This is a genomic window from Bacillus sp. AK124 (assembly GCF_053903085.1).
Genome location: NZ_CP096378.1, coordinates 3,237,192 through 3,259,279, shown reverse-complemented (window position 1 = coordinate 3,259,279; position 22,088 = coordinate 3,237,192). Strand labels below are relative to the sequence as shown.

The following is a 22,088-nucleotide window of genomic DNA, read 5'->3' as shown; positions in this document are numbered from 1 at the left end:
TTAATAGATTTTTGTATGTTTAAGTAGGGAATTATGCCGGTGTTCTTGAATGTATTCATCAAGAAAATCCTTTAAGGGGGAGACGATGAAAAAAGGATTCCTGATGTTGATCATGCTGTTTTTTCTGAGTGCATGCTCGGAAGGCCGGGATTTTGATGCTGAAAATGAAGCGGCGGCGACAAAAGAAGGCGGAAGCGGCGCCGAGGTCATCGCAGAGCGCTTGGATGTACCTTGGACGATCGCTCACACTGGCGGGATTTTTTTCATTACCGAAAGAAACGGGGGAATCGTATCCATTGCCGAAGGCAAAAAGGAGCGCATGCAGCTTCAGCTGAAAAAGCCCGTTCATCAAGAAGGGGAAGGCGGGCTGCTCGGATTTGTGCTCCATCCTGATTTTAAAAACAATCAGGAGGCATACGTTTACCATACATACAAAGACGGGAGCCATCTGAAAAACCGGATCGTAAAATTGACGCTTGACCGTCTTACTTGGACGGAAACGGAGGAGCTGCTTGCCGATTTGCCAGGAGGCGTGATTCATAACGGCGGCCGGATGGCGATCGGGCCCGATCAAAAGCTGTACATCACGACAGGCGATGCGGGGGAAAGGGAATGGGCCCAGCAGCCTGAAAAGATGGCGGGTGTGATTTTAAGGATGGAGCTTGATGGTGCGGTCCCTGCTGATCAGCCTTTTCGCTCGTCTTATGTATACAGCTTTGGACACCGCAATCCGCAAGGCCTCGCATGGATCGGCCGGCAGCTTTACAGCTCCGAACACGGGCAGTCTGGACATGATGAAGTGAACAAAATTGAACCCGGAGCCAATTATGGCTGGCCGGTGATTGAAGGAAGCGATGAGAAGCGGGGAATGAAAGCGCCGCTCATCCATTCGGGAGAAAAAACGTGGGCCCCATCCGGTTTAGCGCAGAAAGGGGATGTCCTCTATATGGCCGGGCTGCGGGGAGAGGGGGTTTTCCGGGTCGATCCTGCGGAAGCCAAAGCGGTCAAGTGGCTTGGCGGATACGGCAGAATCAGAGATGTAAAAGTAATCGGAGATGATCTGTATTTCATTACGAACAATGGCGACGGAAGAGGCGAAAAAAAACAGACAGATGACCGGCTCATCCGCGTGCCTCTGTCTGACCAGTAAACATGTCTCGCTGAGTTCTTGCGTTTAAGGATGCCGGAATCGTGGTAACTGTGCACTAAACAATGGTGAAGAGGTGAGACGAATGAATCCGGCAAACAGACAGACGGATGGACAGAAAGCGCAAAAACAAGAAAAACAACCCGGGGCTGAGCACAAGATGGTGCCCCTTCCGCTCTCGGAAGATCGCGACTACAAAGGAAGCGGCAAATTAAAAGGAAAAACCGCCATTATTACCGGAGGAGACAGCGGAATCGGCAGAGCGGCCGCCATTGCATACGCCAAAGAAGGTGCGGACATTGCCGTCATGTACTTGGACGAACACAAGGATGCCGAGGAAACGAAAGAACGAATCGAACAGGAAGGCGCAAAATGCCTCTTGATTCCCGGAGATGTCGGGGATGAAGCACATTGCAAAACATCTGTCGAAAAAGCGGTGAATCACTTTGGCGGACTCGACATTCTTGTCAACAACGCTGCCGAACAGCATCCGCAAAAAGGGATCGAAGATATTTCGACCGAACAGCTTGAACAAACGTTCAGAACGAATATTTTCTCCATGTTTCACATGACAAAAGCCGCGCTCCCGCATTTAGGGGAAGGAAGCGCGATTATCAATACCGCATCGATCACAGCTTATGAGGGCAGTCCGGCGCTGATTGACTATTCGAGCACAAAGGGTGCGATTGTGGCGTTTACCCGTTCGATGGCTGCATCCCTTGTCAAAAAAGGAATACGCGTCAACGCGGTAGCGCCGGGGCCCATTTGGACGCCGCTCATTCCGGCTACTTTTTCGCCGGAAAAAACGGAAAAACACGGTACAAATACGCCGATGGGAAGGCCCGGACAGCCTTCTGAACACGCTGCGGTGTATGTTCTGCTCGCTTCAGACGATTCTTCTTATATGACAGGACAGACGATCCACATCAACGGCGGAAGATATGTGACGACATAAGCTTTCAACCGGCTGCTATTGTAAGGCAGTCGGTTTTTTCTGTTTATTTTTTCGGAAAAATAAGAATTTGAAAGATCACTTTCAAAAAAGCTGCCCCGTAAGAGATAATAGAAACAGAAAGAGAAAGGATGTGTATGAATGAGCGATCGCAGAATGACAGCAAAATGGGCATCCAAACTTGGATTTGTTCTCGCTGCAGGGGGATCCGCCATCGGCCTGGGGGCGATTTGGAAGTTTCCCTATGTGGCTGGAACGAGCGGAGGAGGCGCATTTTTCCTTGTATTTGTCCTATTTACGATCCTGCTGGGATACCCCTTGCTTTTGGGGGAATTTATATTAGGCCGAAAAAGCCAATCGGATGCTATCGGCACCTATCAAAAAATAGCGCCGGGGACGCCTTGGGTGATCACAGGCTGGATCGGAATCGCCGCCTGCTTCCTTGTTCTGTCGTTTTACAGTGTGATCGGCGGCTGGATTTTGCTTTATATCATCAAAGCAGTAACCGGTTCATTGTCGGGTCTCACGCAGGACGGATACGGGGAGCTCTTCGGTTCGATCATCCAAGATCCGCTGCAGACACTGGCAGCGCAGCTTGCGTTTATCATCATGACGATCCTCGTCGTGGCGAAGGGTGTGCAAAAAGGAATCGAGCGCGTCAGTTCGATTATGATGCCGCTATTATTTATTTTATTTATTGCGCTCGTTTTAAGGGCTCTGACGCTTGAGCATGCGATCGACGGCGTGCGTTTTCTGCTTGTGCCCGATTTTGGCAGCCTGACGCCGCAGGCGATTCTTTTTGCGCTCGGACAAGCTTTCTTTACGTTGACGCTTGGCGTATCTGTGATGGTAACGTACAGCTCCTATTTGTCAAAGTCACAAAACCTTCCGAAGTCGGCGGTCTCGATCGTGATCATGAACCTTGCCGTCACGCTGCTTGCCGGTTTGGCGATTTTTCCGGCCGTCTTTTCATTCGGGCTTCAGCCCGATCAGGGTCCGACTTTATTATTTACGGTTCTGCCGGCAGTTTTTGACCGGCTTCCATTCGGGATGCTGTTTTTTATCGGATTTTTGACGGCCTTTTTATTTGCTGCCCTGACTTCGGCTTTTTCGATGATTGAGATCATTGTTGCCGCTATTACAAAAGGCGATCAAACAAAAAGGGGAAAATGGACGTGGGCGATCGGCCTTTTGATTTTTGCCGTCGGCATTCCTTCCTGCTTGTCTTACGGAGTGCTCGATGAGCCGTTCATTTTTAAGAAGACGTTTTTTGATGCGGCGGATTATGTCGTCAGCAATATTTTGCTGCCGCTTGGCGCGCTTTTTATTTCGATTTTTATTCCGCTGAAATTGTCCAAACACGATCTATATGAAGAAATGAAAAGCGGATCAAAAGCGGGGAAAGGCTTTTTTATCGTGTGGTTTTATCTTCTCCGTTTCCTTGTGCCGCTTGCAATTGTACTTGTCTTTTTAAATTTAATCGGAGTGTTTTCATTTTAAAAGATCAGGAGATGGGTGAATATGGTGTTAGACTTTCAACAGATGTTTCCGAGCGAGGATGGCAATCACGAGGCGCGGTATCAGCTGCTGGCATTGCTTGAAGCGGTATTGGCCGGAATGGACAGGCTGAAGGATCCCGCCCGGATGACGCTTGGCCGCGAGTCTGAAGTTTCCTCTGACTACTATCAAAGCGTCATTGAAGAGGCCGCCTTGCCGGAAAAAGGCTTCGGGGCGGAAAAAAGCGTTGAAGAGCTATTGAAATTGCTTGACGGCCACCGTTTTTTAAACAGGCATTATGTGGCCAACGCGACACCTTTGCCGAACACCGCCAGCATCGCCGGGAATCTTTTAATGGTTCTTTTAAACGGAAACAATTTATGGGATGTCGACGGCACGGCTGCAGCCAAGGCGGAAGTGCAGATCACGGCGATGCTTTCGGACATTGTCGGCTATGACAGGCACAAGAGCGGCGGTTTTACCACATGGGGCGGGCAGGGAGCCGTTTTTCAGTCGCTCAGGCTGGCGATCGCAAGCGCGTACCCTGAAGCGAATCAGCAAGGAACGCCGCATCACCTGTACGCGTTCTGTTCAGAGCTTTCGCATTTCAGCCTTTACAAATCGATGGAAGCGTCCGGAATCGGGACGGACCATTTGATCAAGGTCAAGACGAATCGCGATCATTCGATGGATCTGGCCGATTTGCGGGAAAAAATGCAAGCCGTGATTGAAAAAGGCGGACATCCGATCTATGTATTGGCAACGCTTGGCACAACCGACTCATTTGGCATCGATGATTTGGCCGGTATCAAAAAAGTGACTGAGGAAATAGAGGCCGCCTACGGTTTGCCTCCTGTCTATATTCATGCCGATACGGCGATGGGCGGGATGTACGGTTTTTTTAACGGATACGATTTCATCGGAAACCCGCTTCATCTTGAAGATGAGGTGCTTGAGACGCTTGCCCGCTACAAAAAACATTTTCAGCATTTGCACCTGGCGGACAGCTTGGTCTTTGATTTTCATAAACTTGGACAAACGCCGTATATCACAAGCCTTTTCTTGGTGAAAAACCGTGAGGCACTGAAAGTCGTTGATTTGGATCCGGATGAGACGCCTTATGTCGGTAACAGAGGGTTTGGCAGCTATCATACGAGCTATACGCTAGAGTGTTCGCGAATGGGAAGCAGCATACCGATTTATGCTTCTCTGCTCGCATTCGGAATCGAAGGCTACCAGGAGATCTTGGCCAATTACATCAGAGTTAACCTGGCATTTCGAAAAAAACTCCTGCAGGCTTTTCCGAATGCAGCCGTCACCAATGATGTATCACCTGTAACGACATTCCGCTTCTATCCGGGAAATGTCCACTATCACGAAGAAATCAGCGGCGCCATCACGGAGGAAGAAGTGCGGAATATTAACAAATTCAATGAAAAAATCGCCGAAACATTGGGAAGGCACCGCAGTCACACCTATTTTGGCAGCACGAAAAAGCAAACATACGTTTATCCTGCTGACAGCCGTTTGCCCGTGCCGCTTTATGTCCAGAAATTCTACAGTGTCTCGCCTTACACGACGGTTGATACAATTGACCATTATATCGCCTTTTTAAAAGCGCATGTTGAACCGTCCGATGTAGCAGCCGGATAAAGTTTAAAGATGAAACGGTGCAAGCTGTCAAGGCGTTACAAAAGAAAGCGGGTATCGTGGTTGATGGAATTTACGGACCAAAGACAAAGGCGAAACTTGAATCGCTATTGAATTAACACAAAAAGGCCCTCTTTCAAGAGGGCTTAGATTTTATAAATTCTAACTTGTCAATTGTTATTCATCACTATCCATCTCCCATATTTTCTGACCGTCTGCTAAATATACTGCACTTGGTGTATCTTCATAAAGTGAAATTTCAATTAAGGAACTTTCTCCTTGTCTCAACCAATCATATATACCACAGTCGTTATTAGTGGGGTGGGATAAAATATTATTTACTTGGAATGCGACTGCGTCATATTCTATATAATTGACATCATCATCGTCCAATCCGTTGTCTGTTTCATAGAGTGTGTCAGGTTCTCCAATAACCTTTAATCCACTTTTCCATTCTATTATCAAATCGTTATTTTTATATTTTCTAAATGCTGAAATTAAAGGATCATATCCCATTTATATCCTCCTCAGTTATTGTTTTAAAGGTTCTGAAGGTACTATATGAGCTCCGTTTTTGCTGGGTTGCCGTGGTTTCGGAGTAAAAAAGAAAGACGCCTGTTTAGCGTCTTTTAACTTAATTAATTAGCAAAAATCTTCGTCTATTTCTTTTTTTCGTTCTAAAAATACTTTTAACGCATCGTTTTCTCGCTCCATTAAACCATCGAAATGGCTTTCATCCATCACCAACTCTTTATAACCCCACACTGCGGAAATATCATTATGCCTATCGAGATTAAAATACCATTCTAGTGGCAACTGTTTCTCCGTAACTTCAAATAATTCCGAGGGATACCAAGATGGAAAGTTGTCTTCTTCACCTTTGATTAAAAAGTGTAAAGAAGAATTCCATTCACAAATACCATAAACACTATATTGTTCTTCTTTTTTTAAATCGAAGATGGTTTCAGGGCTGTAACCAATTTCATAAGTTTTTTCTGATAACTCTAAACCTGTATTCATCTTGCATTTAACTTTCATTTATTGTCACCTTCATTTATTTGAATTTAAAATCATCGAACTGGCCTGTTTTAGTGTTTTTTAAGTAATGAACTTCGACTCCATTCACATTCTTAGTCATTTTAACCCAACCTTCATCTTTAGGCCAACGAGAGTCTGTCATCCCTTTTCTTAACGGTATAGGTTTGCCGGTATTAGGGTTTGAGAGCACTTCCTTCATAGCTAATTGTTCATTTAAATTATTTGGTTTTGTTCTGCCTGTAGTTCCTTTTCCTAAAGACACACTCTTATAAAGTTTATCAAGGTCTCCAGACCCTTTAAACTTGCTCTCGATAGGGTTTTTAAGAACATCATTCGTAGTTTTAGAAGTTTTCTTCTCAACTTTTTCAACATCCTTAGCTGCTTTCGATCCTTTATCTACCTTCGCAACTTTCTTTCCAGCTTCTTCACCTTTAAATAACTTGAAGCCGCGCTTTCCGTACTTAAATGCCTTTCCGAAAGGTGTGACACTCAATCCGGCGATCAAACGGTCCCCACTATCTTTAACGATTTTGCCTGTCGCAAGGTCATATCCAAACGCTGCTCTTACTGCATCATACACACCTGTAAATTCCATCGCTGTATCGAAATATTCAGCAAAGTCGCTTTTTTCCACATTCTCTGGAAGGGTGTAGGCGGGTTCTATCTTAACGATTGTATCACCATCTATGTATGCCCGGTAAAGCGTATCGTTAAATACTCTATAATCTTTTTTAAGTTCATTCAATTCCTCTTGAGTGTACTCTTTCTTGGAAACCTTTTGTGTCGCCAATTTTTTTAATCGATCTGGATCGGCGAGTGTGTTTACGTCAGCATCTTCTTTGTCTCCGACTTTTTTCAGCATGGCACCCATCGCTGTTTCTTGATTTCCACTCAGGTTATCCATCTCATCCGGCTTTAAAATCGAACCTTTTTGATAGCTGGTAATTTCAATTTTGGGGCCGGTATACATCTTTTCGAGCCGTGCGATGTATTTTTGCATCGTCTCAAGATCGTTTTCAGCCGTCTTCAGGGCGTTGGTTTGCTCGCGGTCAAATGCATGCAGCTTTTCAAGTGTCGTGCTGATTTCCTTTAATGCTTTCTGATTCTGTTCATGAAAACCGCTGTCGTTCAAATCCGGTAAGTCGACGATATGGCTGACTTTTGCGATCATGGCGTTGGTTTTAGAAACCAAATGTTTCGTTGTGCGGTCGGCCGCATTCACCCCTTGTTCCAGTTCGTGTTCGAGGAAGGTTTGCGAAATAAATCCGTTATGGTTTGGTTCCAGAGAATTCAGCGCGCTTTTCATTTTCTTCAGCGTGGAACTGTATTCCTCTATAAAAGTATCATAGAACTGTAGAAAAGGGGTGTGACATTCCTCGTAAAAGGTGCGGATCGCGTCGCCGCCTTTTCCTTTTAAAGCATCATCAAGTGATGTGATGCCCTCAACGGCCTTTTTGACTTTGGCGAATTCGTCTAATTGTTGTTTTAATTGTTCGATCGTTTGATCAATTGCATTGTGCAACGACTGAACATCCAGCGTCTTCATGGCATTCTCCTCTAATACTTTTCGTTACAATCAGTATAGAGTTTACCACTATACGGAAACCGATTGGGGAATAAATCCTGTTCATCCATGAAAATGAATCAATTTACTTAGGTTATTAGGGCTAGATCTTAGGTTTTTTCCATCAGCTCCTCTTAACCTCTATGAACAAAATGTAAATGAATACAACGATGATATTATACAAAGGGTCAATTTCAAAAAAGACAGTATTATGAGCCATCACTAGAACCATGAAGAGTGTTGCAATCCACCATATAAACTCATATTTTTTATCACTCTGTTCTTGACTTCTTTTAGATAGGGATTCAAAAAATCCTAGGAGACTATACAAACGGGTGTAAAATTGTTGAGGAAGCGAACCGTCAATATGAATGTGCTTGGTTGGTTCTCATATTAACGGTTCGATTTTTTATTATTATTTTGTTTCTGGAGTATTAGCCAGATGAACAGAGTAATTCCCACCATCATTAATCCGATTAAGAATAGGAGCTTTCATCTCTTCATCGTTTTTCAAAGTTTTGCTCTACTTTATTGTACGCCTGTGCAAATTCTTCAAGGCTGGGTATTTTACGTCATTTTCTTCAATGTTATATCGTCACTCTCAGCGTCATTTGTCTCTTTTTCTTCTGAAGCGATATTTTCACTGCTGCACGCGGTGGAAAAGTGAAGCATAAAAGAACTGATATCTTGAGCTTTTGTTTTTTTCTTTAATCCTTACATGCTGTTCTTTTTTGAACCGGTATCCATATTTCGCTTTTAAACGTTGGGGAGCTGATATCTTGATCCTGATTCCAAAGGATTTCCGGCCCTTTCGTTTGCTCGTAATGTGAAGACGGGAACCATTCAGCATAAATGCGTCCCCAGACATTTTGAAGGGTGTCCGGAAACGGACCGGCCGCTTCAAATACAGCCCATGTCGAGGCGGGAACTTCAAGCTGTTCATATCGGTCCGGGCATTCCTTCGTTGTCGCTGCACCGATATAATGGTCAAGTTCTCCCTGCTCTTCCATCCGGCCTTCGGAGAAGTTCGCTGATGCTTGAATCAGTCCAAGCGGCTCGACATTTGACAGCTCTTTTAATTCAGCGATGTTTTCACTGCTTAAAGCTTTCCACATCGAGGCGATTTCCGGATTGATTCCGTGAAAGACGACAGGGACCCTTTTTTTGATTCCGACGATCCGAAATGCCTTCTTTTCTACAATACGGTAGTTCATTTCGTTTCCTCCTCTAATTGTTAACTGGAAGGTCATCGGAGGATATGCTTTCAGTGTGCTGATATCGTGCCTTGCCTCTGTCGGCGTGATGCCGTGCAGCTTTTGAAATGCGCGCGTAAAAGCATCCGGCGAGTGATAGCCGTATTTCACAGCGATATCAATTACTTTTTGATTTGTGTTTTTCAATTCAAACGCTGCAAGGGTAAGCCGCCTGCGGCGAATGTATTCGGACAGCGAAATCCCTGCAAGAAAAGAAAACATCCTTTTAAAATGATATTCAGAGCAGTAAGAAAGCTTCGCAAGCGTTTGAAAGTCGATTCTGTCCGTCAGGTGTTCTTCAATATACGCCATGGCTTGATTCATGTTCTTCAGCACATCCATTTGATGACCTCCTCTGTTTACAAAAATATCAGAATCAGAATCCCGGCATCCGACTTTCCGTGCCCGATTGTGCAGGATCATTCCCGAGACTGTCCGCCGCTCAACCATGCTGTCTTCAGCTTTTTGATGCCGTCTGCGATGCTTTTTTCAGAAAGTCCGCCAAACCCGAGGAGCACCGCGTGTGTTTCAGGAGGAGTCACATACGAGACAGAGGCTGGATATACTTTGACCCCTTTTTCCAGCGCTTTTTGGGTCAACCACTCTTCACTCGGAGCGCTTTTCACCTCAAGGATGATGTGAAGACCGGCGTTCTCTCCTTGAACTGCGGCATGAGCGCCAAATTCACGCTTGATGGCATCAAGGAGCGTTTTTCGCTTTTTTCGGTAGAGTGTTCTCATTCGGTTCAAGTGTTTTTGATAATCCCCGTTTTTCATAAAAAGAGCAATGGCTTGCTGCACATGGCGGGAAACCGTTTGTTTAAATAAGGATGCCATGTTGAGCCCTTCTTGGACGAGCGGAAAGGGGAGAACCATATAGCTGATCCTGAGGGAGGGAATCAGCGATTTTGAAAAGGTCCCTAAATAGATGACCCGGTGGTTCCGGTCAAGTCCCTGAAGGGAAGGAATCGGCTGTCCTGCATAGCGGAATTCCCCGTCATAATCGTCTTCAATGATATAAGCTCCGGTCGATGCTGCCCAGTCAAGCAATTGCAGCCTGCGGCCGACCGGCATGATCATTCCGAGCGGAAACTGATGGGACGGGGTGGTGTATGCGAGCTGCGGCTGATATTGTTCAAGATCTTGCACGGAAATCCCGCTCTCGTCGACTGCTATAGGCATCACATTGAAGCCGCCGGTTTTCAGGACCGTTTTAGAGCGATGAAATCCGGGATCTTCAAAACCGACGGTTGTGCCTTTAGGAAACAGATGGCACAGCAACTGCAGCAAAACCGGTGTGCCGGCTCCGATGATGATTTGCTCGGGTGAACAGACCACGCCGCGCGATTCTCTGAGGTAAACCGCAATCATTTTCCGCAGCGGAAGATCTCCGGCCGTGGGGCCGCTTTGAAAAAGTCCGTGCCCTGATTCATCAAAGGTTTTGGCGAGCGTTTTTTTCCATAGGGAAACGGGAAATGATGCGAGGTCTACATGGCCGTGGTGAAAATCGATCATGTTAGCCGCCGTCTCATGTTCTTCCGGTTCTTTTTCGGCAGGGGGAGGAGGCGCAGTCTGTGCAAAGTCTCCTTCCACTTCAGCCGCAAACCAGCCTTTTCTAGGCTTGCTAAGCAAATATCCTTCTGCAGCCAGCTGTTCATACGCGTGTTCAACGGTTGTCAGGCTGATATTTAAATGTTTGGCAAGCATTCGTTTGGAGGGAAGCTTTGTTCCAGGCTTTATGTACCCCGAATGAATGCTTCGTTTGAAAAACGCGTACAGCTGCTGATAAAGCGGCTCGCTGCCGCTGCGGCTTAAAAAGGGGGTTATATCCATTCAATCATCCCTTTCAATTCATCTGGTATGTTTTATTTTATCAAAACTGGCCATTTTAAAAAGGTCAGTTTCCGGGTTAAAGTAGTTTCATAACCAACAGAAGGGAATGACGATGTTGCTCGATTGTAGGGAATTGCATTGTGAAACAGAGCTCAAGGAAGTCTATCCGATTATGAGACAGCTCCGCCCCCATTTGGATGAAACGTCTTTTTTGGAGCTCGTCAAAGAAGCTCGGGAGGCTGAAAGCTACACATTATTTGCGCTGTACGACGGTGATATTCCGGTGGCTTTGGCCGGCTTTTTGCCGAGGGTTTCTTTGAACCAAGGCCGGCATGTTTGGGTAGCGGACCTGGTGACGTGTGAAAAACACCGTTCAAAAGGCTATGGAAAGAAGCTTTTAGGCGCTGTTGAAGAGTGGGCCAAAGGGAACGGATTGGCTTCAATCGCTTTATCCTCAGGCTTACAGCGGGCAGACGCTCACCGTTTTTACGAAGAGAAAATGGGGTATGAAAAAGCGAGCTACCTATTTCGCAAGGCTCTGAAATGAAAAACTCCCCGGTATAACCGGGGAGTTATTAAAAGCCGAGCTGCAGATTCGTATCGATGGAGACGATGGTCCATACGCAAACGAGAATGAAAATGTTCAGGACGACGCCGAGAAATCCGAGACCGGTCCGTCCTTTTTTTATGAACAGCTCGATAATTCCGAGCGGAACGGCGGCCATCGCAAAAGGAAGCATCTTATACGAATATGCGATCGTGTCGCTTAAAATGGCCAAGTTTAAGACGAACAGGGACAGAATGGCCGTGCCGACAGACACCCATCCAAATACGTTGTGCTCCTTAAAGATTCTTACCAGTTCCATAATTCCACCTCACCTACTTTAGCTGCTTTGACAGGCCCTTTTTTGATCAGCCGTTCAACCTCTTTTGACGGTCCGGTAATGACGGCTCCATACACGTTCACACCATTCTGTTCCACATAGTCAAGCCGTTTGGAAAGCTTCAGGTCTTTCCTGCCTGAAATGGTTTCAGCCCATTTCTTGTTCTTGATCATGTAGGAAAGCGCCGCTTTAAACTGCTCGTCATCGTTTTCGGCAGGTTGCTGAATTTCAAAAATCCGGTTTGAATCTTTTCCGGGAAATCCGATCGGCTCTGCGTATGGATGATCTTTTAAATCGCCCTCTGTTTCAATCGCATTCCACAGAACGCGAACATCATAGCCTTTTAATTTTTCATACAGCTCCTTTGTCGGGTATGCTTTTTCAAAGGAAAGGAAAGCTTCGGTTACGGTTCCGTCAGGCAGCTGTTTTAAAATCGACTCGGCTTTGGACACTGATTTTTCTTTGATGCCGTCAGGGTAGACAAAATGACGTTCTTCTTTTGAAAGCTCCTGATTGTATTGATGAATCTGCGGAGACTTCAGCTGATCGAAGAACATTTCCACTTCTTCATTTCCAACTACTTTTGTGACGTTTCCGATTTGCTTCTTTAACGGGAACTGTGTTTCGATTCCAAAGAGTTTTACTTTGTTGACAAGGGCTTCAGTATCGACTTGAATATTCGGGTTTGTGACGGCAACTGTCATTGAAGCGGTTTGCACCAGTTCATTCCCTTTGCTTTCATGCCCGCCCAACCCGTAGTATAGATAGCTGCCGAGTGTGCAGATCGGCAGAATAATAAGCGTAGAAATAACAGCAAGGGTGGAAATCCGCATATATGATTTATTTTTTCCGTATCTTAAAATCGCTTTTTGCTTTTCAGGACTGATCGCCAAATCCCAGTCTTCGTCTTTCATTTCCTGTTCCAGCATGTCCTGGTATTCTTCAAGCTGTTCAAGCTCTTCTTCGACCCGGAGCATTTCCGATTCGGAAAGTTCGCCGTTTTTATATTTTTCCCAACGTTTTTTAAAATCTTCATTCATCGTTAACACCTCTGTTGTAAAGTGCTTTCAGCCGCTGTCTGGCACGAAATAAAACACTTTTAAAATTAGCCTCTGAGATATTCATCAAGCTTGACGCTTCCTTGTAGTTCATTTCTTTTAAATAGTACAGCGTAAGCGCTTCCCGGTAGTTATCGGGGAGCTGGTTCATATATAAGGTTAACACTTCCTTGATTTCGACCTGGTGAGCAGGGCTTTGCACCGCGTTTTGAAACAGGTTTCCGATCATGTCGTCAGAAATCGTCACTTCCTTTTTATGCTTTCTGACATAGTCGATAAACGCATTGCGTGCCACTTGAAAAAGCCATGGCTTCACTTTGCTGTGGTCGTAAGAATGGATGTGTATGTAAGCTCTCATAAAGGTTTCCTGAAGCAAATCCTCTGCTAGATGTTTATCTTTCGTCATGGAGAGCAGGAACCTGTAAACATCATTCATATACATTTGGTAAATTTCGTCGATAGTCACTGCCTTTTCTCCCCTCTATGTTATAAACGCATAAGAAAGGTTTGAAGTTGCACTAAATATGCCCACGGCTCATTTTTCCTCCAATTTCTTACCTTTAAAATCATCTATCCTATATAATAACTGAACACGTTCAAAAAAACTAATCTTCATCGCGATTTTAACGACTGAACGGCCGAAATATAAAGCACAGCAGCAAAATAAGCCTTTAAGCATATCAGATCTTTATTATATGCTAAAAGGCTATTTGATTAGAGGATATCCTTCATTATCAGCTGTTTTTATCGTCTGTCAAAGATATTGGCCGTGACCGCGGCGGTCTTCTGCGGCCAGCGCATCGGCTTTCGTTCGATGGACGGTGCCGAATGGATGGTTGGGCGGAGCATAGATTGAATATAGTTTCAGCGGAGTATTGCCTGTATTGGTGAGATTGTGCCATGTTCCGGCAGGGACGACGATAGCGGTGTCATCGTAAACATTTCTTTTAAATTGCAAATGATGTTTGCTCGGCCCCATTTGCACGATTCCCCTGCCTTGTTCAACACGAAGGAACTGGTCAACGTGAGGGTGCATTTCCAATCCGATGTCTTCGCCGGGGTTGAGGCTCATCAGGGTAACTTGCAAATGTCTTCCTGTCCATAAAGCGGTCCGAAACGTTTTGTTCTGTTTGGCCGCTTCGTTGATGTTAGCGGCAAACGGCTTTTGTCCATAATCTCTTAATACGATGCGTTCTTCGCTGCCGGGTGTTCGAAAAGCGCCTGCATAGTCTGATTCGTGAAACCAAACCGGGTTATAAGAAAAAGGAATATAATATGGGTATTGATTTGGATGCATTTGTTCTAGGTCCCTTCATTAGTTTATTGGGATCATCATATGCAATAGGCATATGAAGTGTCCCGCTGTAAGATGATTTTTAGTCAAAACACGTTTTTAAAAAAAAGCTTCCGGGAAAATATGATATCAGACTCACAACAGGAGGGAGAGGAGCATGGAATACATCAACATATCCGGTACATCGATCGAATCGTCGCGCATCGGTCTCGGAACATGGGCCATCGGAGGTTTTATGTGGGGCGGAAGCGATGAAAAAGAAGCGATTCAGACGATTCATGCTGCGTTTGATGAAGGAATCAACCTGATTGATACCGCTCCGGCATACGGTTTCGGGCAGTCGGAAGAAATCGTCGGTAAAGCCGTACAGCAATACGGAGAGCGCGACCGAGTCATTCTCGCGACAAAATCAGGACTTGATTGGAAGCAGGAACAGCTGTACCGCGACGGATCGAGGGAGCGGATCATCAAGGAAGTTGACGATTCGCTGAAAAGGCTCAATACGGATTACATCGACCTGTATCAAGTGCATTGGCCCGATCCGCTCGTCCTGATCGAAGAAACGGCGGAAGCGATGAAAGACTTGTATGATGCGGGGAAAATCAGAGCGGTCGGCGTCAGCAATTTTTCCCCGGAGCAGATGGACACATTCAGAGCTGCGGCGCCGCTTCATACCGTACAGCCGCCGTACAACATGTTTGAAAGGGAAATCGAGCAAGACATTCTTCCGTATGCGCAAGATCAAGGGCTGACAACGCTATTATACGGAAGCTTGTGCAGGGGGCTCCTGTCAGGAAAAATGAATGAGGACTACACGTTCAAAGGGGACGACCTTCGAAAGCGGGACCCTAAGTTTCAAAAGCCGCGCTTTAAAGAATACCTTGAGGCCGTCAGGAAACTTGATGAGTTTGCAAACGAGCGGTTCGGCAAATCGGTTCTCCATCTGGCAGCAAGATGGGTGCTTGATCAGCCTGGCGCAAGCATTGCTTTATGGGGGGCAAGACGCCCTGATCAAATCCGTCCCGTCAGCGAAATCACCGGCTGGAGTTTAACGGAAAGTGATCAAAAAGCAATTGACGACATATTGGACAATACGATTTCAGAACAGATCGGGCCTGAATTCATGGCGCCGCCGACAAAAGAAAAAGTCTGAAAACCGGGGAGGAAATTCCCCGGTTTTTTTTGTGAAAAATCATTTTTTAGTACCAGGTAATAAAAAAAATTGTTATAATAATAAAGGGAAACCTCATACGACTACATCAATAAAGGAAGTGCCATATGTATAAATTTACTGGTTATGCTGCAAAAGCGATTCTTTCTTTGCGCGGCGGAATTAAAGTATACAATAAAGAAAATCTTCCTAAAGACACAGGTTTCGTTATTGCGTGCACACATGCAGGATGGGTGGATGTCGTCGCACTGGGTGTCGGCATTTTGCCTATGGAAATTCATTACATGGCGAAAAAAGAGCTTTTTGAAAATAAATTAAGCGGTTCTTTTCTTTCAAGCATCAACGCATTTCCCGTCGACAGGGAAAATCCCGGGCCAAGCAGCATCAAAACCCCGATCAAGCTGTTGAAAGAAGGAAAAATCGTCGGCATTTTCCCAAGCGGAACGAGATCATCTGAAGATGTTCCATTGAAAAGAGGGGCTGTCACGATCGCCCAGATGGGAAAAGCGCCGCTTGTGCCGGCCGCATACAGCGGTCCTTCCAACGAAAAAGAGCTTTTCAAGAGAGGTAAAATGAAACTGGTCATCGGCGAACCGCTCAATCAGGAAGATTTCGCTCAATATTCGTCAAAAGAAAAGCTGGTCAAGATGACGGAGGCTTTGAATGACAGTATTAAAGCTTTAGAGAAAAAGCTGGAGCAGCTATAATTCAAACATACGCAAGGAAAAACAGGAAAAACAGCTTCTCACGCACAGAAGCTGTTTTTTAATTTTTGGGGCAGTATTTTAGGTGAGGAGCTTATATATGAAATGGTATTTGAAAGCAATAAAAAACTATGCAGGATTTACAGGAAGGGCGAGACGAAAGGAATTTTGGCTGTTTTGCTTTTTCTCATACATGATTTTGGTCCTCTACGGTTTTTTTAAAGCCATTCTGCATCTTCCGGAATATGAAATAGAGACATTTTTAGGGATGGTTTATTTGCTTGCCATTCTTGTGCCGGGCTTGGCTGTCACGATCCGCAGATTGCATGATACGGGTAAAAGCGGCTGCTGGATCTGCATCGGTCTGATCCCTCTCATTGGGCAATTTATTTTGCTGATCATGCTTTGTCAAAACAGTGTAAAAGAGGAAAATCAATACGGGCCGAACCCGAAGGGAGCAATCTAAGCGAAAACCGCCTGTCCCCAGGCGGTTTTTTAGTTGTTTGGGGCAGTTGATTTTTCTAAAAACAAAAGCAGTTCCCGCCAAAATGTTTGAGCTGCAATGGCATCGGCTTCAGTTTTTCCCCCATAGGCTATTTTTCGGCTTTTCCGCCCGGATGTCGGAAAGTATGGAGGCCTGATATTATGGCCGGCATCTTCGAAATATAGATGTTTAACAGAATAGGGAAATCTCTTCTTTTTCAGCCGTTCAACGATTTTCTCGTTCATAGAGGCGGAGGGCCATACCAAATCATCCGTACCTGAAGTTAACAGAATAGGCCCATTAATATGTTCCGCTTTTATAATTGCTGGATGATCCTCTTTCACTTTCCGTAAAGCTTTTTTGTAAAGATCAGTAAAAGCATGAGGCTGTCTTGTGAGCTTATGTGTCACCATATTCCACAGCTGAGAAAGCGAAAACAATGGCAGCGGGGCAAAGGCGAGCGGTGCGCCGTCCAGACTCCAGGAAGATGTCTGCCGAAATTTTTTTAATCCAACGCCTTGAAAGACGACCCCGCCGCCTACATGAGAAACCGCAAAACGGATTTCCGGAAAATGGGAACCTATCAGCAGCGCCAGTTCGCCGCCTTTTGACCTTCCGCATATTCCGATCTGACGATGATGAAGTCCTTCTTGGCGTCCGAGCCAATCGATCGCTTTCCGGAAATATTCAAGCGGGATTTCAACCAGTTTTTTAGGAAGCTGTTTGTATTGAAAATAAGGGATTGCAAATGTTGCATATCCGTAATTTGCTAACATGCCTGCCATTGTTTCATCAAGACCGCCGTCAGATCCCCCTAATACGATGACTGCGGGAGGCCGGTTGACAGCAAGCGGACGAAAAAATGTGCCGGACAACCCATTTTCGCTTACTTCCTGTCTCTCTACTGTTTCAGAAAGCAGCACTCGTTTTATTTCTTTACTCAGGATCGTGCGTTCTTTTTGCTTCACCTCAATCCTGTAAACGGAGGAATTAACCGATTTTTTATGGAACGAGCAGGAGGATTCAACCGCCTGCATTGACCAAAAAAGCCCCATTTGATCTTTAGACTGGTAGGTTCCTTTTATTGGGGCTGCTGCTGCAGGGTCGACTTCTCCCAATCGATTCGCTTGAAAAACAGCATGTGATCTCCACTCTGCGTCAGCTTCATCTTTCACAGTCAAGATGATTTCAATGATATCAAACGGTCGGAGTCCGCTTATCTTCAGGTTTATTTTTTCATCCCATTTGGAAACTGCAGGTATGTGCAAAACCGGTTGCAGAGTAATCAAGACGGCACTTCCTTTTCAAGTTTTGTATAAAATAAATCGACGCACTCCTCAACATAGTCATCAATACGATCATCGAACGACTCCTTGAATGCGGGCAAATGTTGAAACATAATGTATTGATTCAGCAAACCGAAAAACATTTGGCTTAAAATTTGAAAATTGCCGCCTGAAATTTTTTTTTCGGCATAGAGGTTGGCAAAATAAGTCTCTAAAAAGCGATTGAGACGGCGGGGAATATCCATGATTAATTCGCAAACTTCCTTATCTTGTACTGCATCATTAAAGTAAAGTAAAAAAACAGTACCTTTTTCCAGGTTTTCTTTTAGATATGCTTTCGCAATGAATGAGAGGTCTTGTCGTAAATCGCCGCTCAGTATTCCTTCAAGTTCTCCAATAAAATCTCCCGATGACACATGTTGAATAACACTTTCCCGAAATAAATTCTGTTTATTTCCGAAGTGTCTAAAAAGGGTCAAATGATTGACGCCTGCTTTTTGGGCAATTTCCCTGGTGGATGCGGCTTGATATCCTTTTTCTTTGAAAAGGGCAAGCGCCGCTTCGATTAATCGATCCCTTGTAGATTGTGCTGACATAAGTCCCTCCTGAAATGCAATCACTTGATTACATGATAATTGAATTTTGTTCTGTAATCAAGTGGTTACATATTTTGAATGCAAAAAAAAGAGGATACAAATTCATTGTATCCCCCGGTTTGTTCACAATGTTATTCCGCTTCCTCAAGCAGCGGCGTTTCCGCAGCTTTTTTCACCTCAACGTATGAAACGTGGTGGCCGTCGATTTCGTTGATCGTGAATTCAAATCCCTGATCGGTGATCATGTCGCCTTTTTGGACGTCATATTTTTGTGTCAGGAACCATCCGCCGATCGTGTCAATTTCCTCATTGTCGAGCTGAATGCCGAGCAGATCGTTGACTTGGTTGACGAGCACTTTACCGTCGAGAATGTAATGGTTTTCGCCAATCTTGCGGATTTCATTAATTTCATCGATATCGAATTCGTCACGGATTTCGCCGACGATTTCTTCAATGATGTCTTCGACCGTCACGAGTCCGGCCGTTCCGCCGTATTCATCAGAAAGGATCGCCATATGAACGCGTTCTTTCTGCATTTTCAGAAGCAGATCGTGGATCGGAACAGTCTCGATCACATGAATGATCGGATTGATAAACTGTTCAATCGTGTCTTCTTTGGAGCATTCTCCGCTGATGCAGGCCGTTAGTATTTCCTTGACATTGATGACGCCGACAATGTTGTCCTTATCTCCGTCTTCGACGGGATAGCGGGTATAGCCTTCGACCTTCGTGATGTCGATCATCTCGGCGATTTTCATATCATTTGGAAAGCTGACGACTTCTGTTCTCGGGATCATGATTTCCTTGGCAAGACGGTCATCGAATTCAAAAATTTTGTTGACATATTTGAACTCAGATTGATTGATTTCGCCGCTTTTGTAGCTTTCTGACAGAATAATTCGCAGCTCTTCCTCTGAGTGCGCCATTTCATTTTCAGAAACCGCTTCAAGGCCAAACGCTTTCGTCAGCAGCCTTGCCGATCCGTTCAGCGCCCAGATGAATGGGAACATGATGCGGTAGAACCAGATCAACGGTTTTGCAAAAAGGAAGGAAACGGCTTCCGCTTTTTGGATCGCAAGCGTCTTCGGAGCGAGCTCGCCGACAACCACATGCAAAAACGTAATCAAGCTGAAGGCGATCACGACTGAAACGATGTGTGATACAGAGCTCGGAATGTTCCACTTCACAAATAGCGGTTCAAGCAGCCGGGCAACTGTCGGCTCCCCGAGCCAACCGAGACCGAGAGCCGTCAAAGTGATGCCGAGCTGACAGGCCGATAAATATTCGTCTAAATGCGTAATGACTTTTTTCACCGAAACCGCTGTTTTGTTTCCTTCAGCAATCAATTGATCAACCCGCGAGCTTCTGATTCTGATAATCGCAAACTCAGACGCTACGAAAAATGCTGTTAAAGCAATTAATACAGCAACAAAAACCAAATTAACTATTTCCAATTAGGACCTTCACTCTAGCGTGAGAATGAAGGTAACACCTCCTGTTTAGTAAAAGATTAACTAAAGCAGCAGTAAAAAGGACTGGATGACCGTCATTTTTTCAGGAGAAAGCCGGCTTTTCAGAATCTTCCGTTCATCGGGATTCAGCCGTTTCAATCTGTTTAAGAGCACGGAAATATTGTCATTGACATGATCAATTTCCGTTGTCAGGCTTCCAATTTCATCATCATTCACAGTTGAAGAGGGAAACTGGTTTTCCAGCCTTACTTTAATGTCGGACAGGGCCAATCTCTGCTGCTTGCAGTCCATAATAAACTTCAGCCGTTTGAGAGCGGCTTCATCGTAATAACGGTAGTTTGAACATGATCTGTCAGGCGTTAACAGCCCGAGATTCGTATAATAATCGACAGTCCGTTTTGTTACGCCTGCAGCAGCTGCTAATTCGCCAATGCGATATTTCTCTGCCCCATCTGCATCCCTCCTCAACCATCACGTTATAGTTATAAAACATTTTAATATATTAGAAGCTGTTTATACAAGTTAATTGATCAAAAAAAGGCGTAAAATTGATGCGAAAACCTTTATTTATCTAAATATTCGAGAAAATATTGTTAGATTTAAAGTTTAGACATTTGACTGACTCTTTTTTAATAAAGTAAGATAATAGTATATATTTGGCTTGGAGGTGGTTAGATGGGGCCCTCTGCATAGTCATTTTTACAGAACGCACATCAGCCTTATTAAGGGAATTTGAATTCATCAGGAGGTGACTCCTTGTCCTTTGTGAAGGATAAGGTTAAATGGACGATATTGTTAGTCTGATAATCATCGGGATTCTGATTGCATTAACCGCTTTTTTCGTGGCATCGGAATTTGCGATTGTCAGAGTCAGAAGCTCCCGCATTGATCAGCTGATTGCTGAAGGAAACAAAAAGGCGGTTCGCGCAAAACAAGTGGTGTCGGATTTGGATGAATACCTTTCAGCTTGCCAGCTCGGCATTACGATTACAGCACTCGGACTCGGCTGGATGGGGGAGCCGACGGTTAAAAAGGTGCTGCATCCGGTCTTTGAAAGCTTGCATGTTTCTGGCGCTGTATCGCACGCTCTTTCAGTTGCCATTGCATTTTTAGTGATTACATTCCTGAACGTCGTGGTTGGAGAACTTGCCCCAAAAACCATCGCGATTCAAAAAGCCGAACAGATGACACTGTGGCTGGCGGGACCTCTGCACTTTTTCAATGTTGTGATGTTCCCGTTCATTTGGACGCTGAATGCCTCAGCCAGAGTGCTGACCGGGTTATTCGGTTTGAAGCCTGCTTCGGAAAAGGATGAATCCCATTCGGAGGAAGAGCTGCGAATCCTGTTATCAGAAAGCTACAAAAGCGGAGAAATCAATCCGTCTGAATATAGATACGTTAATAAAATCTTTGAATTCGACAATCGGATCGCCAAAGAAATTATGGTGCCGCGCACTGAAATCGCCTCCGTCCCGGTGGATATGCCGATCGATGAGGCCATTTCGGTCATGCTGCAGGAAAAGTATACGCGGTGGCCTGTCTATAAAGGCGATAAGGATCATGTCATCGGCATGATCAATACGAAACAGCTGTTTACGGATATGCTCATGATGTCAGAGGCTGAGAAAAAGCGATTGTCCCTTGAAGCCTATGTCCGTCCGGTTATTGAAGTCATTGAAACCGTGCCTGTTCAAAAGCTGCTGATCAAAATGCAGCGGGAGCGGATTCACATGGCGATCTTAACGGATGAGTACGGCGGGACATCTGGTCTTGTGACGGCCGAGGATATTCTTGAAGAAATCGTCGGGGAAATCAGGGACGAATTCGATGAAGACGAAAAACCGCTTATCGAAAAAGTCTCCGATCATGAATACATTATGGACGGCAAAGTGAGAATCGATCAGGTCAATGAGCTGTTTGAAGACGATCTCGAGGAAGAGGAAGTCGAAACAGTCGGCGGACTTGTGCTGAAAGAAAACATAGATATCGCGGAAGGCCAGGCGGTGCATATCGGCTCCTACACGATAACGGTTCTCGAAATGGAAGGGCGTCTGATTAAACACGTCGAAGTTAAGCGGGAACAAACAACAGAACATGTAGAGCTGGCACCGGCAAATCCGGTCGTCGTTAACGAAGTCACCTTGAGCGAAAAATAGCTCAAGGTGATTTTTGATTTTAAGAAAAAAGTCATTTGAACAGGAACTTT

Annotated in this window: 22 protein-coding genes and 1 pseudogene; 10 read left to right on the top strand and 13 right to left on the bottom strand. The window is 45.1% G+C overall.

The window, feature by feature from the left end:
* The first annotated feature begins 85 nt into the window (after positions 1-85).
* The 5 genes and pseudogenes from M1E06_RS16430 to M1E06_RS16410 all read left to right on the top strand — a co-directional run.
* A complete protein-coding gene (locus tag M1E06_RS16430) occupies positions 86-1,150 on the top strand; it encodes a PQQ-dependent sugar dehydrogenase (protein WP_025811803.1) in 1,065 nt (354 codons plus the stop codon).
* A gap of 82 nt (positions 1,151-1,232) precedes the next feature.
* Positions 1,233-2,102: an SDR family oxidoreductase gene (locus tag M1E06_RS16425; RefSeq protein ID WP_020450727.1), complete on the top strand. Its 870-nt coding sequence runs from the start codon at positions 1,233-1,235 to the stop codon at positions 2,100-2,102.
* A gap of 138 nt (positions 2,103-2,240) precedes the next feature.
* Positions 2,241-3,599: a sodium-dependent transporter gene (locus M1E06_RS16420; RefSeq protein ID WP_020450728.1), complete on the top strand. Its 1,359-nt coding sequence runs from the start codon at positions 2,241-2,243 to the stop codon at positions 3,597-3,599.
* 21 nt (positions 3,600-3,620) lie between these two features.
* The gene (locus M1E06_RS16415; RefSeq protein ID WP_095323682.1) at positions 3,621-5,249 is read left to right on the top strand and encodes a pyridoxal phosphate-dependent decarboxylase family protein; all 1,629 of its coding nucleotides are present in this window, start codon (positions 3,621-3,623) and stop codon (positions 5,247-5,249) included.
* Positions 5,250-5,251: 2 nt separating this feature from the next.
* A pseudogene (locus M1E06_RS16410) lies at positions 5,252-5,365 on the top strand (peptidoglycan-binding domain-containing protein); the annotation flags it as partial.
* Positions 5,366-5,423: 58 nt separating this feature from the next.
* On the opposite strand, the gene M1E06_RS16405 reads toward M1E06_RS16410, so the two are convergent.
* The 5 genes from M1E06_RS16405 to pdxR all read right to left on the bottom strand — a co-directional run bounded on the left by M1E06_RS16405 (position 5,424) and on the right by pdxR (position 10,933).
* Positions 5,424-5,762 carry a hypothetical protein gene (locus M1E06_RS16405; protein ID WP_146874422.1) on the bottom strand — a complete coding sequence of 113 codons (339 nt, stop codon included), beginning with the start codon at positions 5,760-5,762 and terminating at the stop codon, positions 5,424-5,426.
* 126 nt (positions 5,763-5,888) lie between these two features.
* Positions 5,889-6,284 carry a phosphoribosylaminoimidazole synthetase gene (locus M1E06_RS16400; RefSeq protein WP_146874420.1) on the bottom strand — a complete coding sequence of 132 codons (396 nt, stop codon included), beginning with the start codon at positions 6,282-6,284 and terminating at the stop codon, positions 5,889-5,891.
* Positions 6,285-6,300: 16 nt separating this feature from the next.
* Entirely contained in the window at positions 6,301-7,830 is a 1,530-nt protein-coding gene (locus tag M1E06_RS16395; protein ID WP_254114889.1) for a ribonuclease YeeF family protein, read from the bottom strand.
* Between the two features lie 725 nt (positions 7,831-8,555).
* Entirely contained in the window at positions 8,556-9,443 is an 888-nt protein-coding gene (locus M1E06_RS16390; protein WP_095323683.1) for an AraC family transcriptional regulator, read from the bottom strand.
* A gap of 77 nt (positions 9,444-9,520) precedes the next feature.
* Complete coding sequence (gene pdxR, locus M1E06_RS16385) at positions 9,521-10,933, bottom strand: MocR-like pyridoxine biosynthesis transcription factor PdxR (protein WP_095323684.1); 1,413 nt, start codon at positions 10,931-10,933, stop codon at positions 9,521-9,523.
* A gap of 112 nt (positions 10,934-11,045) precedes the next feature.
* Between pdxR and M1E06_RS16380 the strand changes: the two genes are divergently transcribed.
* Complete coding sequence (locus M1E06_RS16380; RefSeq protein WP_095289894.1) at positions 11,046-11,480, top strand: GNAT family N-acetyltransferase; 435 nt, start codon at positions 11,046-11,048, stop codon at positions 11,478-11,480.
* A 28-nt stretch (positions 11,481-11,508) separates the two neighbouring features.
* Here the strand turns inward: M1E06_RS16380 and M1E06_RS16375 are convergent, their stop codons facing one another.
* From M1E06_RS16375 to M1E06_RS16360, 4 genes are all read right to left on the bottom strand, one after another.
* Positions 11,509-11,799, bottom strand: a complete 291-nt coding sequence (locus M1E06_RS16375) for a hypothetical protein (RefSeq protein WP_003180123.1) — start codon at positions 11,797-11,799, stop codon at positions 11,509-11,511.
* A complete protein-coding gene (locus M1E06_RS16370) occupies positions 11,787-12,857 on the bottom strand; it encodes an anti-sigma factor (RefSeq protein WP_011197691.1) in 1,071 nt (356 codons plus the stop codon). The genes M1E06_RS16375 and M1E06_RS16370 overlap by 13 nt, the downstream gene beginning before the upstream one ends.
* Positions 12,850-13,341, bottom strand: a complete 492-nt coding sequence (sigM, locus tag M1E06_RS16365) for an RNA polymerase sigma factor SigM (RefSeq protein ID WP_020450737.1) — start codon at positions 13,339-13,341, stop codon at positions 12,850-12,852. Before sigM ends, M1E06_RS16370 begins: the two co-directional genes overlap by 8 nt.
* 288 nt (positions 13,342-13,629) lie before the next feature.
* Complete coding sequence (locus tag M1E06_RS16360; RefSeq protein WP_095323685.1) at positions 13,630-14,172, bottom strand: cupin domain-containing protein; 543 nt, start codon at positions 14,170-14,172, stop codon at positions 13,630-13,632.
* Positions 14,173-14,326: 154 nt separating this feature from the next.
* Between M1E06_RS16360 and M1E06_RS16355 the strand changes: the two genes are divergently transcribed.
* From M1E06_RS16355 to M1E06_RS16345, 3 genes are all read left to right on the top strand, one after another.
* Positions 14,327-15,322, top strand: coding sequence for an aldo/keto reductase (locus M1E06_RS16355; protein WP_095323686.1), 996 nt, complete (start codon positions 14,327-14,329; stop codon positions 15,320-15,322).
* Positions 15,323-15,447: 125 nt separating this feature from the next.
* Positions 15,448-16,047 (top strand): lysophospholipid acyltransferase family protein, encoded by a 600-nt coding sequence (locus tag M1E06_RS16350; RefSeq protein ID WP_026579982.1) that lies wholly within the window; start codon positions 15,448-15,450, stop codon positions 16,045-16,047.
* Between the two features lie 97 nt (positions 16,048-16,144).
* Positions 16,145-16,510: a DUF805 domain-containing protein gene (locus M1E06_RS16345; RefSeq protein WP_020450741.1), complete on the top strand. Its 366-nt coding sequence runs from the start codon at positions 16,145-16,147 to the stop codon at positions 16,508-16,510.
* Positions 16,511-16,539: 29 nt separating this feature from the next.
* Here the strand turns inward: M1E06_RS16345 and M1E06_RS16340 are convergent, their stop codons facing one another.
* The 4 genes from M1E06_RS16340 to M1E06_RS16325 form a co-directional block, all read right to left on the bottom strand.
* Positions 16,540-17,817 carry an acyl-CoA thioesterase/bile acid-CoA:amino acid N-acyltransferase family protein gene (locus tag M1E06_RS16340; protein WP_026579981.1) on the bottom strand — a complete coding sequence of 426 codons (1,278 nt, stop codon included), beginning with the start codon at positions 17,815-17,817 and terminating at the stop codon, positions 16,540-16,542.
* Complete coding sequence (locus M1E06_RS16335) at positions 17,814-18,434, bottom strand: TetR/AcrR family transcriptional regulator (RefSeq protein WP_308438557.1); 621 nt, start codon at positions 18,432-18,434, stop codon at positions 17,814-17,816. Before M1E06_RS16335 ends, M1E06_RS16340 begins: the two co-directional genes overlap by 4 nt.
* 107 nt (positions 18,435-18,541) lie before the next feature.
* Positions 18,542-19,864, bottom strand: coding sequence for a hemolysin family protein (locus M1E06_RS16330; protein WP_020450744.1), 1,323 nt, complete (start codon positions 19,862-19,864; stop codon positions 18,542-18,544).
* Positions 19,865-19,924: 60 nt separating this feature from the next.
* Entirely contained in the window at positions 19,925-20,350 is a 426-nt protein-coding gene (locus M1E06_RS16325) for a MerR family transcriptional regulator (RefSeq protein WP_145685218.1), read from the bottom strand.
* 314 nt (positions 20,351-20,664) lie between these two features.
* Here M1E06_RS16325 and M1E06_RS16320 point away from each other — a divergent pair, with 314 nt between their 5' ends.
* On the top strand, positions 20,665-22,038 hold the full coding sequence (locus M1E06_RS16320) for a hemolysin family protein (protein ID WP_003180145.1): 1,374 nt from the start codon (positions 20,665-20,667) through the stop codon (positions 22,036-22,038).
* The last annotated feature ends 50 nt before the right edge of the window (positions 22,039-22,088 follow it).